The organism is Viridibacillus sp. NPDC093762, from assembly GCF_050279675.1.
Taxonomy (GTDB): Bacteria; Bacillota; Bacilli; order Bacillales_A; family Planococcaceae; genus Viridibacillus.
This window is the reverse complement of sequence record NZ_JBNNUK010000006.1, coordinates 101,959-116,449: the sequence shown is the minus strand read 5'-3', so window position 1 is coordinate 116,449 and position 14,491 is coordinate 101,959. Positions and strand designations below refer to the sequence as shown.

General features: G+C 35.0%; 13 protein-coding genes and 1 riboswitch. Of the genes, 8 read left to right on the top strand and 5 right to left on the bottom strand.

The genetic code is table 11. The features are described 5' to 3' along the window. Positions 1 to 263 precede the first annotated feature (263 nt). The 4 genes from ACQKM9_RS10080 to ACQKM9_RS10065 all read left to right on the top strand — a co-directional run bounded on the left by ACQKM9_RS10080 (position 264) and on the right by ACQKM9_RS10065 (position 4,565). Complete coding sequence (locus tag ACQKM9_RS10080; protein WP_427734234.1) at positions 264 to 1,712, top strand: hypothetical protein; 1,449 nt, start codon at positions 264 to 266, stop codon at positions 1,710 to 1,712. Positions 1,713 to 1,826: 114 nt separating this feature from the next. Further along, positions 1,827 to 2,008: riboswitch (Lysine riboswitch) on the top strand. Positions 2,009 to 2,142: 134 nt separating this feature from the next. Next, complete coding sequence (locus tag ACQKM9_RS10075; protein WP_427734233.1) at positions 2,143 to 2,997, top strand: transporter substrate-binding domain-containing protein; 855 nt, start codon at positions 2,143 to 2,145, stop codon at positions 2,995 to 2,997. 63 nt (positions 2,998 to 3,060) lie between these two features. After that, the gene (locus ACQKM9_RS10070; protein WP_427734232.1) at positions 3,061 to 3,804 is read left to right on the top strand and encodes an amino acid ABC transporter permease; all 744 of its coding nucleotides are present in this window, start codon (positions 3,061 to 3,063) and stop codon (positions 3,802 to 3,804) included. Between the two features lie 23 nt (positions 3,805 to 3,827). Next, complete coding sequence (locus ACQKM9_RS10065; RefSeq protein WP_427734231.1) at positions 3,828 to 4,565, top strand: amino acid ABC transporter ATP-binding protein; 738 nt, start codon at positions 3,828 to 3,830, stop codon at positions 4,563 to 4,565. Positions 4,566 to 4,623: 58 nt separating this feature from the next. On the opposite strand, the gene ACQKM9_RS10060 is transcribed toward ACQKM9_RS10065, so the two are convergent. Continuing rightward, positions 4,624 to 5,514: a LysR family transcriptional regulator gene (locus ACQKM9_RS10060; RefSeq protein WP_427734230.1), complete on the bottom strand. Its 891-nt coding sequence runs from the start codon at positions 5,512 to 5,514 to the stop codon at positions 4,624 to 4,626. A gap of 112 nt (positions 5,515 to 5,626) precedes the next feature. Here ACQKM9_RS10060 and ACQKM9_RS10055 point away from each other — a divergent pair, with 112 nt between their 5' ends. Next, positions 5,627 to 6,628 (top strand): YeiH family protein, encoded by a 1,002-nt coding sequence (locus tag ACQKM9_RS10055; RefSeq protein ID WP_427734229.1) that lies wholly within the window; start codon positions 5,627 to 5,629, stop codon positions 6,626 to 6,628. A 103-nt stretch (positions 6,629 to 6,731) separates the two neighbouring features. Here the strand turns inward: ACQKM9_RS10055 and ACQKM9_RS10050 are convergent, their stop codons facing one another. Genes ACQKM9_RS10050 through ACQKM9_RS10035 form a run of 4 tightly spaced genes read right to left on the bottom strand, consistent with a single transcriptional unit; the run spans position 6,732 to position 10,503 of the window. Then, positions 6,732 to 7,739: a FecCD family ABC transporter permease gene (locus ACQKM9_RS10050; RefSeq protein ID WP_427734228.1), complete on the bottom strand. Its 1,008-nt coding sequence runs from the start codon at positions 7,737 to 7,739 to the stop codon at positions 6,732 to 6,734. Continuing rightward, a complete protein-coding gene (locus tag ACQKM9_RS10045; RefSeq protein WP_427734227.1) occupies positions 7,736 to 8,746 on the bottom strand; it encodes a FecCD family ABC transporter permease in 1,011 nt (336 codons plus the stop codon). Before ACQKM9_RS10045 ends, ACQKM9_RS10050 begins: the two co-directional genes overlap by 4 nt. A gap of 36 nt (positions 8,747 to 8,782) precedes the next feature. Then, positions 8,783 to 9,709 (bottom strand): iron-hydroxamate ABC transporter substrate-binding protein, encoded by a 927-nt coding sequence (locus tag ACQKM9_RS10040; protein WP_427734226.1) that lies wholly within the window; start codon positions 9,707 to 9,709, stop codon positions 8,783 to 8,785. After that, positions 9,706 to 10,503, bottom strand: coding sequence for an ABC transporter ATP-binding protein (locus ACQKM9_RS10035; RefSeq protein ID WP_427734225.1), 798 nt, complete (start codon positions 10,501 to 10,503; stop codon positions 9,706 to 9,708). The genes ACQKM9_RS10040 and ACQKM9_RS10035 overlap by 4 nt, the downstream gene beginning before the upstream one ends. 178 nt (positions 10,504 to 10,681) lie before the next feature. On the opposite strand from ACQKM9_RS10035, the gene ACQKM9_RS10030 reads away from it, so the two are divergent. From ACQKM9_RS10030 to ACQKM9_RS10020, 3 genes are all read left to right on the top strand, one after another. Further along, positions 10,682 to 11,734, top strand: coding sequence for an NAD(P)/FAD-dependent oxidoreductase (locus tag ACQKM9_RS10030; RefSeq protein WP_427734224.1), 1,053 nt, complete (start codon positions 10,682 to 10,684; stop codon positions 11,732 to 11,734). Between the two features lie 596 nt (positions 11,735 to 12,330). After that, positions 12,331 to 13,563: an ATP-binding protein gene (locus ACQKM9_RS10025; protein ID WP_427734223.1), complete on the top strand. Its 1,233-nt coding sequence runs from the start codon at positions 12,331 to 12,333 to the stop codon at positions 13,561 to 13,563. Positions 13,564 to 13,565: 2 nt separating this feature from the next. Next, complete coding sequence (locus ACQKM9_RS10020; RefSeq protein WP_427734308.1) at positions 13,566 to 14,462, top strand: response regulator; 897 nt, start codon at positions 13,566 to 13,568, stop codon at positions 14,460 to 14,462. The last annotated feature ends 29 nt before the right edge of the window (positions 14,463 to 14,491 follow it).

The following is a 14,491-nucleotide window of genomic DNA, read 5'->3' as shown; positions in this document are numbered from 1 at the left end:
ATGTAGGGATATATACTTATTAGAGTGTTATCGCATAAAGATTATATGTAAGGGTTAATTTAGTTTTAATTGGATAATGACAGGAAAAAAGACTTGCAAAAGACTGGTCTTTTTTCTTTTTTTGGTTTTTTTTTCTGTTAAATTAGAAATATGACGTTATTTGTAGTTAATTTTTTTATATTATGTCCTATTTGATAGTAATTCACTGTTTAAGAAGTTAATATTATAGTAACAATAATACATTTCTTGAAAGGGAGCATCGTATGATAGAGATAGAAATGAAATTGAAGAAATATTTAATTGGGCAGCCTTCCATTGTGATCAATGAAGATGAAACAATGGAAGATAGTATTGAAGTACTGGATGCACGAAATGATGTCAATTACGGTTATATTGAAGTAACGGAAGATAAAGAGCTAACAAACATCAATATTGATTTTGACAAATTAGTAGAAAATAACGATGTAGAGTTAGAAAGTCTAGAAGAACTTGGGATGGATGAAATTTTACATATTACAGAGTCCTTTGTGAAGGATTTCGGCCGTGAAGTAGTACAATTTAGTAATTTCTCTGAGATTGGCGAAGGTGAATATTTAGTAGTTTATGAGGCTATAGATAAAAAACTAAAACTTTCTTTACCTAATTCTGGTGCAGTTATAGAGATCAATTCATACGGTACTATTACAGCGGCTACTGTATTCCAAGAGTATTATCAACTTACATATCCAAAAGTAGAAGTAACAGAAGATGAAGCAAGAGAAATTTTATGTAAAGAAACATTAGTAGAATTAGGAATCGAAGAAAATGAAGAGCAAGGGGAATTTGAATTAGTTTATCAACCCATTCGAGATTATATAGGTGTTACTGTTGATGGGGAGGTTCAAAAAGCAAGTCAGTTGTTCAGTGAATCACAGCTTGAACAATTTGCTGTTACACCTGTTCAAGTGACAAAGGCATTGCCAAAGTTATTAGGTGCAACTGATCAATATGTACTACGTGAAGAAGAGGGTAATTTATATTGGTATGTTTCGGAAGAGTTAGATGACAAAGGTGAAGATGCAGAAGCTGTAATCGAAGTGCTACATTTTGATGATGCGGGCGCTAACTATGAATCTAACGTGGAATGGGATACAGAAGCAAAGACTGAGTTACCTTTTGAGCAATTGAAAGATAATGCAATGCAATTTTTAGAGATTATTTCTGGTGATATACACCATAAATACATGCTAGAAGAACAATCTGTTTCGAATGATGATACAGAAGAATTTGATGACGATACAGATGAGGATTTCTTCAATGTGGATGAATATGATGAAGACGAGCATGCAGACGAACATGAAGATGAGCCAACGACTATGTTTACTTTTATCCCATTTTTCCGTGAATACAAATTAGACAAATACTCTGTCCTAATTGAGGTAGGTATACATACAGGAATTATTCGTTCATGTCTGTATAGCGCATTAAATATGGAGGCTATTCGAGGTATTAATACTACACCAATGATTACATTGGAAGAAGCGGATGCTATATATAAACAGAGTTTGCAGATGAAACTTTCACGTTTTGAAGCTATAGATGAAGATGATGAAATGACCATTTATAGCTTAAATTACTCTATTAACGCCCTTTCTGAAAATGGTGTGATTGATAAGATTAATGCTGCAACAGGTGAAGTTACGTACACTGAATCAGATATTGTTAGAGGCTAAAAATTAGTTGTAATGATAAGTATTCTGAATATTCAACTAAATTTTCGTTGACAGTGAAAGTTCGGTACTGTAGACTGTGAACAATGATAATTGAATACAACCTCACTTTCTAATAGTTGAGGTAGAGGCGCGATATCTATTAGTCTATAGTGGAGCTTGAGAAACTATGAAGCTATGGAGAAGGAGATGTCGCCGAAGTTTGTAAAATACTCGTTATTACATGCTGGGTCTGTAGTTAATAGCTGCAGGACTGTCTCAATAAACCTCCCAGTTTATTGAGTTGTGCTATCTCATTTAGGGTAAAGTAGGGTGTTTGGGCTAATATACAAAGCGACCTAAGTTCATCTTGGGCCGCATTTTTTATACGTATATTAGCCTTTTTTAGTATCTTGAAGAAGAATGTGGATATTAACTAAGGGGGAGACATATTATGAAAAAAACATGGTTATTTCTTTCAAGCATGATGCTATTATCGATTTTACTACTAGCAGGTTGTGGGGATAAGGAAACGGATTCAGGATCAGGTGAATCTACTAAAGGGGAAACAAAAAAGGAAATATTCAAAGTGGGTATGGAAGCGGGATACCCTCCGTTTAACTGGACACAAAAAGGCGATTCAAAAGGCGGTGTGAAAATTGACGGTAACTCTGAATACGCAGGTGGTTATGATGTTGAAATTGCTAAACGTGTGGCAGATGCATTAGGTAAAGAATTAGTGATTGTAAAAACAGAGTGGGACGGTCTAGTACCATCATTAACTTCTGGTAAAATTGATGCAATTATGGCAGGTATGTCGCCAATTGCAAAGCGAAAAAAGACAATTGATTTCTCGGATAACTACTACAAATCTGAATTTGTAATGGTCGTTAAAAAAGGCAGCAAATACGAAAAAGCTACATCTATTCAAGATTTTAGTGGTGCAAAAATTACTGCTCAGTTGAATACAACACAATATGCAGTATTAGACCAAATTAAAGGTGTAAAAAAACAAACGGCAATGGATAATTTCCCTTCAATGCGTGTAGCATTAGAATCCGGTGTTATTGATGGTTATTTATCTGAACGTCCAGAAGGTATCAGTTCTTCTACTGCAAATGACAAATTTGCAATGGTTGAATTTACAGATAGTTTTAAGGCATCAGAAGAAGATACATCAGTTGCTGTTGGTATTCAAAAAGGGAGCGAATTAAAAGATAAAATAAATGAAATTTTAAAAGGTATCTCCGAAGAAGAACGTACGGAAATCATGGATTCAGCGATTAAAAACCAACCAGCTGCAAAATAATGTATGTCGGATACCGGCTGCATATAAAGCAGTCGGTATTATTGCTTTTGAAGGAGGAACAGAATGAGTATTGATTGGATTATAAGCATAGTGACTGAAAACTGGGAAATGTTCCTTCGAGGGGCATGGATGACATTATTAGTTGCTGTTTTTGGTACAATTTTTGGTGCTATTATCGGATTATTAATTGGTGTTATAAATACGATACCAAAGCCAGAGCGAGGTATAAAGAGATTATTCCTGAAGTTTATTAATGTAATATTAGCAATCTATGTGGAAATTTTCCGAGGAACACCAATGATTGTACAAGCAATGGTAATCTTTTATGGTTCTGCTCAAGCGTTTGATATAGATATGAATCGTACATTTGCAGCAGTTTTAGTTATTTCTATTAACACAGGCGCGTATATGGCTGAAATTGTACGTGGCGGTATCACAGCTGTTGATAAAGGTCAATTTGAAGCGACACAAGCGATTGGTATGAGTCATTGGCAAGCAATGATTCATGTAGTGCTACCACAAGTTGCGCGCAACATTTTACCAGCAACAGGTAACCAATTTGTTATTAATATTAAGGATTCATCTGTATTGAATGTCATTAGTGTAACTGAGTTATATTTCCAAACAAAATCGATTGCAGGAAACAACTTCCGTTACTTCGAATCGTTCTTTGTAGCGTGTGTTTTATATTTAATCATGACGATTGCGATTACACGTATTTTACGTTACTTTGAAAAACGATTAGATGGTCCACAAAACTATCAAATGCTTGATGATTTAGCTCAAGTAGAAGGTGGAAAAGCATGATTGTGAGCAAAGGAGATAGACTTATGAAAAATGTAATCGAGATACAACATTTAAGCAAATCCTTTGGCACAAATGAAGTTCTTAAAGACATTGATTTCTCTGTAAACAAAGGGGAGGTTGTCTGTGTCATTGGCTCCTCAGGATCGGGGAAATCTACGCTTCTACGTTGTATTAACTTATTAGAAAGACCAAGTGGAGGACTGATTATTTATCAAGGTGAAAATATTCTAGATAACAACCATAATATTAATAATTATCGTACAAAACTTGGTATGGTATTCCAATCATTCAATTTATTTAATAACCTGAATGTATTAACAAATTGTATTGTAGGTCAAACAAAGGTTTTAAAACGCTCTAAAAGTGACGCTGAGAATGTTGCTATGAAGTACTTGAAGGTTGTAGGATTGGATCGTTATGTCAATGCAAAGCCACACCAATTATCAGGTGGTCAAAAGCAACGTGTTGCTATTGCTAGAGCGCTGTCTATGGAACCAGATGTCTTACTTTTTGATGAACCAACATCTGCGCTTGACCCAGAGATGGTTGGAGAAGTTTTAAAGGTTATGAAGGAATTAGCAGGTACAGGTCTTACGATGTTAATCGTGACACATGAAATGGAATTTGCACGTGAGGTTTCAGATCGTGTCGTTTTCATGGATAAAGGGGTCATAGTGGAAGAAGGTTCACCAGAGCAAATTTTTAATCATCCACAAAATGAGCGCACAAAGGCATTTCTAAAACGCACGTTTAAACAATAAGGGTATTGAATAAGAAAGCCGTTCTCTACATCATTCGTTTGATGTAAGAAACGGCTTTTTATATAGGCCACTTATTGTTGATTGCTTTTATGAACATGGAGGTATTCTTTTTACTCCCCATAATAGGTGAATATACATAGGAAAAACTCCGTTTAAATATACGGTCTTCTAATGGGATAACAGCGAGTGTCCCTCTTTTTAATTCATGTTTAATAACACTCTTTGATAGTAGTGTAAGCCCATCAATTCCTTGTGTCATAAATTCTTTTAACCCTTGATTGCTGCTAATGGAGATAAGCGATTTAATATTAATACTATTAGATTCTAGTACATGAAGTAAGTAATTACGTGTACCTGATCCTTCTTCTCGAGTTAGCCATGTGTGATTATGTAAATCTTGAATTGTTACGCTTTCTTTTTGGGCAAGTACATGCGAAGGTGAGGCGACTAACAATAACTCGTCTTCCATAAAAGGTTCTACAATTAACTCTTTATTGGTTGTTTTACCTTCAATCAAGCCGATATCTACCTTCAACAATTGAACAGCTTCGACAACTTCATCGGTATTTCCTATTATTACTTCCAGGTCAAGTTCAGGGTATTTTTGCTGTAAAGTAACGAGTAATGAAGGTAGTACGTATTCGCCAATGGTAAAGCTTGCGCCAATCAGCAGTTTTCCTTTAATTTCATTTTGAAGTGTTAGAATATCCGATTTAGTCTGATCATAAATGGCTAACATTTGTTTAGCGCGGTCATAGAGAATTTCACCAGATGGGGTAATTTTCAGCGATTTAGGTGAGCGTAAAAACAACTGTGTATTAAACTCAGTTTCTAAATTTTTTATGTGTAAACTAACGCTAGGTTGAGAAATATGGAGGTATTCAGCTGTTTTCGTGAAGTTTTTTATTTCCGCTAAAGCAACGAATGTCTTTAAAGCATCGTAATACATTAAATTCCTCCTTATTAGAAATACTAATAGTCATAATTACTTATCTGTATTTTACTGATTATTAATTCTCCAGTAAAGTTTAGGTACAAACAAAATAAATGGGGTTAAAAAAATGAAGAAAATAATAAATGTGCTACCTGGATTGATAACTTGTATTATTATTGCCTTTATTGGAATGGTATTTGGTCGTTTCTTTCCAAGTTTAGGCAGTGGGTTATTTGCTATTTTAATAGGTATTTTGGTTGGTAATTTGAAGTTTGGGTCTAACTCGATGTTAAGGCCAGGAATAAAGTTTTCAGAAAGTAATCTACTATACTATTCAATTATTTTATTGGGTGCAACGCTGACATTTAATTCTTTATTTAATATTGGGTTAACAGGTATCTCTTTTATTCTTATTCAAATGGCTGGGACAATTGTTTTTGTCATTTGGTTGGGAAAAAAATTAAGTTTTGGTGAGGACTTTCGCTTATTGATGGCAAGCGGTAATGCAGTTTGCGGGTCTTCTGCAATTGCTTCAACTGCGCCAGCTATCAATGCGAAAACGTCTGATATGGCTGTATCCATAACAATTGTAAATTTATTGGGTACGGTTTTGATGATTTTTTTACCCGTTATCACGAGTACCGTTTTTCATAATAATGTTTTGCCATCTTCTGCTCTAATCGGTGGGACATTGCAATCGGTAGGGCAAGTAGTTGCTAGTGGGAGCATAGTTGGTGAAGCAGTGAAAGATCAGGCAGAAATTTTTAAAATCAGCAGAATTATTTTCTTAGCGCTGGTTGTGTTTGTTCTAAAACGCGTAAAGATGGCAAATCAGGAAGTTCAAGAAGCTGCTAAAGAAAAATTCAGCATGGGTTCAATTGTACCTTGGTATGTTGCTGGTTTTTTATTACTATGTATTATCAATAGCATTTTACTATTTCCAGCATCAATTACACATCCTATCAAAGTTTTTGGGAACTATTTGGAAATTATAGCGCTTGCAGGTATTGGTATGAGTGTTAATATAAAAGATTTAACACAGCATGGGTGGGAATTATCTGCCTATGCAGGTGGGATTGGTCTATTCCAAATTATTTTCGCGTTGATCCTAATATTTATTTTGCTTTAATACTCTTAAATAGTTAAGTTGTTCGCAGCTCAAAATCATACAGACAGTGAAGTTGAATGGAATATGATAATGAAAAAACCTCTCTTAAATGAGAGGTTAAAGTCTATTTTTTAAATAACAGGTATATGAAGTATGGCGCACCAATAAGAGATACGATAATACCTGCTGGAATGCTACTGAAGCTTATAATATTACGCCCTATAGTATCCGCAAGTAGTAACAGCCAACCGCCAGTTAAAATAGCTACTGGTATGAATAACTGATTTCTCGGTCCTACTAATGCTTTCGCAATGTGAGGCGACAAAAGACCAATGAAGGCAATACCACCCGTCACTGAAACTGCAGAAGCAGCTAAAGCTACAGCAGTTAAAAGTAAAACAATCCTTTCCTTCTCTAGCGAAACGCCCACTCCTATAGCGACAGGTTCACTCAAGTTTAATAAGTTTAGCTTATTCGCCTTAAATAGTGTGAAAGGGATTAATATAGCAAGCCAAGGCAAAATTGCCCAAACAAAAGGCCAGTCAGTTCCCCAAATATTACCCGCAAGCCATTTGGCGATAAAATCCACCTTTGTACGTTCAGCTGATGAGATTAGAACAATCATCACGCCTGAAAGCGCCATTGAAAATCCAATACCGACCAAAACTAAGCGTACTGGTTGTAGACCTTCTTTTTTACTATAAGAAAATGCATATATCAATATAGCCGTTAACAAAGCACCTAAAAAGGCGACTGCCGGTAAGACATATATAAAAGATCCAACATCAACAGGGAAAAATAAAAAGAAAATAGCTACGCCAACTCCGGCACCAGCATTAATCCCGATAATTCCTGGATCAGCTAAATCATTACGTGTAATGCTTTGTAAGATAGAACCAGATAGGGCAAGCGCCATACCTGCTAAAACTGTTATAAGAATACGAGGTAAGCGTATTGAGAAGAGCACGAACTCTTCTTTGAAAGTACCGTTACCGAGAATGGTTGGAATGATACGGTCAAATGAAACAGAAGATGCACCCATTCCTAAACTGATAATAAATGTTGCTATAATTAATACGCATAGTATCAATATGATTAATCGTTGTCTTCTAATCAAATAAGGTGCAATCATGAGAATACTTTGCCCCCTCTACGAACAATGATTAAAAAGAACGGTAGTCCTAAAACAGCAATAATAGCAGCGATAGGCGTTTCATAAGGTGCGTTAATTGTGCGTCCAACTGTATCAGCTAACAGCATAAAGGAAGCCCCTGTAATTGCTGACATGGGAATAACGAGACGATAATCCGTACCGACAATGGCACGCACGATGTGAGGTACCATTAAACCGATGAAGGCCATATTCCCTACAAGTGCTACTGATGTTCCAACTAAGATGATAATGATGAAAAATAAAATGATTTTTACACGCATTGTATTTTGTCCTAGGCCAACTGCTACTTCTTCACTTAAACTTAGTAAAGTGAGCTGTCTTGAGAGAAGGAGAGCTACAATTAGACCTACAATAATAATAGGAATAATTAGCTGTAACTGACTCCATGAAGTGCCCACAAGGCCTCCAGCTGTCCACATAGAAACATTTTGTGAAATTTTAAAGTATAAGGCTACCCCGTCAGCTATTGCATAAAGGAATGCAGAGACTGCAGTTCCAGCTAACACCATTCGCAGTGGAGAAAATCCACCTCTTTTTAACATGCCAATTCCAAATACTAAAACAGCGCCAATTGCGGCACCTATGAAACATGCAATCATAATGCCAAAATAATTTGTGGAGGGTAGAAGAGCAAAGGTGATGGCTAGAGCAGCATTTGCACCAGCGGTTAGTCCAAGTAAACCTGGATCTGCTAATGGATTTCGTGTCATGCCTTGCATAATAGCACCCGCAACAGAAAGGGCGGCACCAACAAAAATGGCGCCGACCTCTCTTGGTAAACGGATTTCTCGAATCATCGTAATGGTATCACTCGCTGAGTCTGAAGTAATAGCTAGCCATACTTCTCTTACAGAAGTATTTGCAGCACCGAATACCATAGCTACTGTAAATATACAGATCAGAACGATAATTCCTACTATGAATTTAATAACAAACGGTATGGATTGTTGTTTTTCTTTTGTCATAGTTAATCATCATTCCTATTTTAAAATTAGTAATACTTATTTTCCTAAGAAATGGTCTTTGAAGAATTCTAATTGATATTCTAGAGTTAGCGGATCATTGAAATAGAATTCATTAGCATTTACTTCATATACATGCCCATTTTTAACAGCAGGAATGTTTTTAAATGTTTCTGTTTTTTGGAATGAATTATCACTATCCGAGAATTTACTTAAGATAACATAGTCACCAGCATAATCAGGTAAGACTTCTTGAGATAGAGCATAATAGCCGTCTTTTAAGACCGATTCTTCTACTTTTTTAGGCATCTTTAATTTCATTTCTTGATATAAAATTTCTGTTCCACGGCCCCAGTGATCGCCGTATACATATAGGTCTTTATTGAAATTTTCAATGACAGAAACTGTTGTATCTTCCCCGATTTTAGCTCGGATTTCATCACCTGCAATAGCAGCACGTTCTTTAAAATCATCAACCCATGCTTTTGCTTCTTTTTCTTTGTTTAATAATTTACCAATTTCTAAATGTTGTGTAAGGTAGTCTACTTTTCCGTAAGTAAATGTTACTGTCGGAGCGATTTCTTTTAGTTTATCAATGTTTTTAGCAGTTGAAAGACCAATGATTAAGTCTGGTTCAAGTTCTATAATTTTCTCTATATCTTCATCTGTTACTTCTTCAACATCTTTTAAAGTTGAATCAAAGCGAGGATTCATTTTTGCCCAAGCATCAACCCCTACAAGTGGTACATCAAGTGACATTACGTTACCTGCAAAAGAACCTAATACTACTACTTTTTGTGGGTTAGCTGGCACTTCTACTGGGCCATTTTCAGATTCATATGTAATCGTCTTCGGCTCATTGTTTTTATCTGCTGAAGTATCCTCAGCTTTATCTTCAGTTTTATTGCCACAACCGGCAATGATTAGAACGAATAATAATAAGAATGGAAAAAATAACTTTTTCATTTTTCTGCTCCTTTTAATAAATCATATGTGACACACATTGGTTTGTTTGTTCTAGGATCTTTTCCGATATGGGCATCGATCGCGAATACTTTTTCAAGTACATCAGCTGTAATAACATCCTCGCAATTTCCTGCCTTCACGATTTCTCCATCTTTTAAAGCAATAATATAATCAGCAAAACGTGCTGCTTGGTTTAAATCATGTAATACCATGATAATAGTACGTTCTTGTTCTTCGTTTAACTTTTGTAAAAGGTTGAGAACTTCTAATTGATGAGCTAAATCTAGATAAGTTGTTGGCTCATCAAGGAAAATAATCTCTGTCTCTTGTGCAAGCGCCATGGCAATCCAAACACGTTGTCTCTGTCCGCCTGATAATGAGTCAACAGAGCGATATTTGAATTCAGTAGTTCCTGTTACATCGAGAGCCCATTCAATGACGTCATAATCCTCTTTTGTTAGTCGACCTAGTCCTTTTTGATAAGGAAATCTTCCATAGGATACAAGTTCTCCGACGGTCAATCCACTAACACTCTCTGGTGTTTGAGGGAGAATAGCCATTTTACTCGCTAAGTCCTTCGTGTTTTGCTTAGCAATATTTTCACCATCTAGCAAGACTGCACCTGATTGCTGTGAAATAATACGAGTCATTGTTTTCAAAAGCGTTGATTTACCACAACCATTTGCGCCGATGATCGTTGTAATTTTCTTATCAGGAATTGATATACTCAATTCTTTGACAATTAAACGGTCACCATAACCAATGCTTAAGTCATCTGTATATAGGCGAACCATGATATGACTAACCTCCGTTTACAAAATAAAATTAATAGTTTACAATTGAGAATGAATTTCAGTATCATTGCACATGCTTAAATATAAGGTCAATGATATTGAAAGTCAATTAATTTGTTGAAATGATGACATTAGATAGATACATAAATTTTTTTATACAAATTAGGAGTGTTAATATATGGAGCTAGAAGAGTTATACGATGTTACTGTCATTGGTGGAGGACCAGCAGGATTATATTCAACTTTTTATAGTGGATTACGTGAAATGAAAACAAAAATCATTGAATATCAACCTTATTTAGGCGGTAAATTACATGTTTATCCAGAAAAAATGATATGGGATGTAGGGGGACATAAGCCACTTCCTGGAGAGCAATTGATAGAGCAGTTAGTCGAACAAGGATTAACGTTTAATCCAACTGTTGTTCTAAATGAAAAAGTAGAATCTATTGTAAAAAATGATGGAAATCTTTTTGAATTAACGACAGCTTCAGGAAACAAGCATTACTCCAAAACGATAATAGTTGCAGTTGGAAGTGGTATCTTGAACCCAACGAAAATTCAAGTTGAAGGTGCAGAGAAATTTGAAGTATCGAACTTGAATTATACAGTAAAATCCATTCAACGTTTCAAAGATAAAACGGTCATCATTTCTGGCGGTGGTAATTCAGCGATTGACTGGGCAAATGAATTAGAGCCAATAGCCAAAAAGGTATATTTGACATATCGAAAAGATCAACTAAATGGACATGAATCACAAGTGAATCATTTATTAGAAAGCACAGTTACATCCTTCTTTAACACATCTATTACAAAATTTATTGCTAGTGATAATCGAGAAATAATTGAAAAAGTAGAATTAACAAATCATCAAAATAATGAAGTAGAGTATGTAGAAATTGATGAAGTCATTATTAATCATGGTTTTGAACAAGATGCATCTTTACTTCAAAATAGCGAAGTTGAAATTGATATTGCGGATAACTTTTATATTGAAAGTAACTCTTCTGGCGAATCATCAGTAGCAGGTTTATATGCAGCAGGTGATATTGTGAAATATGAAGGTAAAGTGAATTTAATTGCTGGCGCTTTCCAAGATGCAGCAAATGCAGTAAATAAGGCTAAGAAGTATATTGAACCTGAAGCAAGTGGTGTTGGAATGGTGTCCTCACATAACGAGTTGTTTAAAAAACGTAATCGGAAGTTAATTGCAAAAATGATGGAATGTTAAAGTATGTTGTTAATTTCAGGATTAGTACTACTAGCCAACCAATTATATAGTATAAAAAAGAAACCCGATAAAGCCAGTACAACAACTGACTGTTTAATCGGGTTTTTATTTTTTTATAAAAGGAAGCTAATTGAAAAATTAATATAATATAGAAAAACAATGCTTTTTATATGAAGGTATTTCCTTAACCATAAATGACCAATCTAACTGCATAAGCACTCATCTGTCACTAAATTGAGAACTAGAACGAAGAGATTTAGTATTTTAACTTTTTCTACTCATCCTCCTATTACCTTGGAATTTGCATTTAATATCTTTGGAGAAAAATATTAAGAATTTAAACAGTTCATTAGTAAACAACTTAAGTCCTCGCGTTCCTTGAATTGACCACAATATTTGTTTAACTTAAAGATTATTTTTTTGATATAAGAAGAGCATTAAGTAAATGTTTTTCCTTGTAAATAGAACAATGGTAAAATGGCTTAGTAATTGCGTTTTCATAAAATAGAGATTTTTAAGCAAATGCATTTTTATTGGTAATTTATTATAGGAGAGTTCTAATGACCAATTTAAGTACTAGGTGGAGGAAGTCCGAGTTGATATGGATAATTCTCATCGCTATTTTGACAGCTATTAGCAGTGAGATAAAAGTGGCACCTTTCAATGGAGAGAATTTTAGATTTGGTCTTGGGAGCATTATGTTCCTTTTACTTATATTAATCCGACCGCCTTATGCAATTATAAGGGCTGGGATTGTTACGGGATTAACGGTAGTTTTATTCCGAATTATGAATGATGTAGCGTTTAATTTGTTTGATTTTACGGAAAGCTTAAAGCAAAATGCTCCCGCCTTTATTTATTACTTTATTTTTTCTAGTGGTTTTCGAATATTTGGCGTTGAAAAGTATCAAGATAAACCATTGCGCTTAGGCATATATGCAACACTTCTTGAAATTGTAGGGAATAGTGCAGAGCATATCATTCGCTCTTTCTTAATAGGTGAAACGAATATTGATCTATATGATCTGGGACTATTAAGTGCAGTTGCTTTATTGAGAAGTTTTTTTGTCGTAGGTTTATATAGTTCAGTCGTTATTTCAGAGCAACATAAACGATTAGAGGAAAAGCTAACGGTAGACTCAGGTTTATATGTAGAGACGTTATATTTACAAAAATCAATGAATCATGTAGAGAAAATTACAGCTTCTAGCTATGATCTATATCGTAAATTAAAGGACATTGAGCAAAGAGAGCTAAGTGTGAAGGCTTTGCATATTGCCCAAGAAATTCATGAAGTAAAGAAAGATGCTCAGCGTATATTCTCGGGTTTATCAAACATCACGCTTAAAAAAACAAATGATGTATATTTTTTATCGAATTTACTGGATTTTGTTACAACGGCCAATAAGAAATATAGTGAGTTATTAGGTAAACAAATTGTTTTTCATGTGAAAATATCCACCGATTTTGAAACGAATCAACAAATTCCGTTATTAGCTATGCTCAATAATCTTGTAGCAAATGCGGTTGAGGCAATAGATGATGTTGGTGAAATTTCAATTGAGGTGTCTGATATAGAAATGAAAACGTGCTTTAAAGTAAGTGATTCTGGCAAAGGCTTATCTAAAGAAGATTTAGATGTTATTTTCGAACCAGGATTTACGACGAAATACAATAAGCAAGGTGTTGCAGCAACTGGAATTGGCTTATCACACGTTCGCGAAATTGTACAAATGCTTGAAGGGGATATTTCCGTTAGAAATCTTGGAATTGGCTTGGTTTTTAGAATCGAAATACCAACGAAGAATATTCGAAAGAGAGTTGAATAATCCTGCGTTATTTTATAGTAGATGATGATGCAGCTAGCCGCCGAATGCTGAAACAAATAATTATTGAAGGTGATTTGGGGGTAGTAATTGGGGAGGCTGATAGTGGAGAAAGTGCATTGCCACTTATTTTGTCAAGCCATCCTGATCTGGTATTAATCGATTTATTAATGCCAAATTTAGATGGTATTGAAACAATAGAACAATTGGGGAAGCAAGGATTTAAAGGTCATTTTGTGATGATTTCACAAGTCGTTAATAAGGAAATGGTAGGACAAGCATACGAAAAAGACGTAGAGTTCTTTATCCATAAACCCATCAATCGAGTGGAAGTGCAAAACGTCTTAAAGAAAACAGCAGAGCGCTTTTTATTAAAACGATCACTGCTCACGATTCGTGAATCATTAGTAAATTTTGAAGAGACCACGAAAGAAGAGACGCATCGAACTATAAGAGATGTAGTGTTATCCATTTTGAATGATATGGGTATTGTAGGGGAAGTAGGAAGTGATGACATTCTATGCATAATGGAATTGCTGATTAATCGTAGTGAATCTTCCATGCAATTGCCGGCTTTAAAGGATTTGTATGAGGAACTTGCATCTGAAACAAAGAATAACGGTGTTGAGATAATGAAAGAAAGTAAGGCCATTGAGCAACGCATTCGTAGAACGATATTGGCCGCAATGAATAATTTAGCAACTTTGGGTGTTGTCGACTATACAAACCCCGAGTTTGAATATTATGCGCCACGCTACTTTGAGTTCTCAGAAATTCGAACATGTATGCGTTCGATTCAAGAGGATTCTAAAATGATTAGGAAGATAAAAGTGAATGTGAAGAAGTTCTTACAAGTGTTATATGTAGAGTCTTTAGAGAAGTATCAACATCCACCTAAATAGGTAGAATAGTTAGTGGAAAAACAATATAA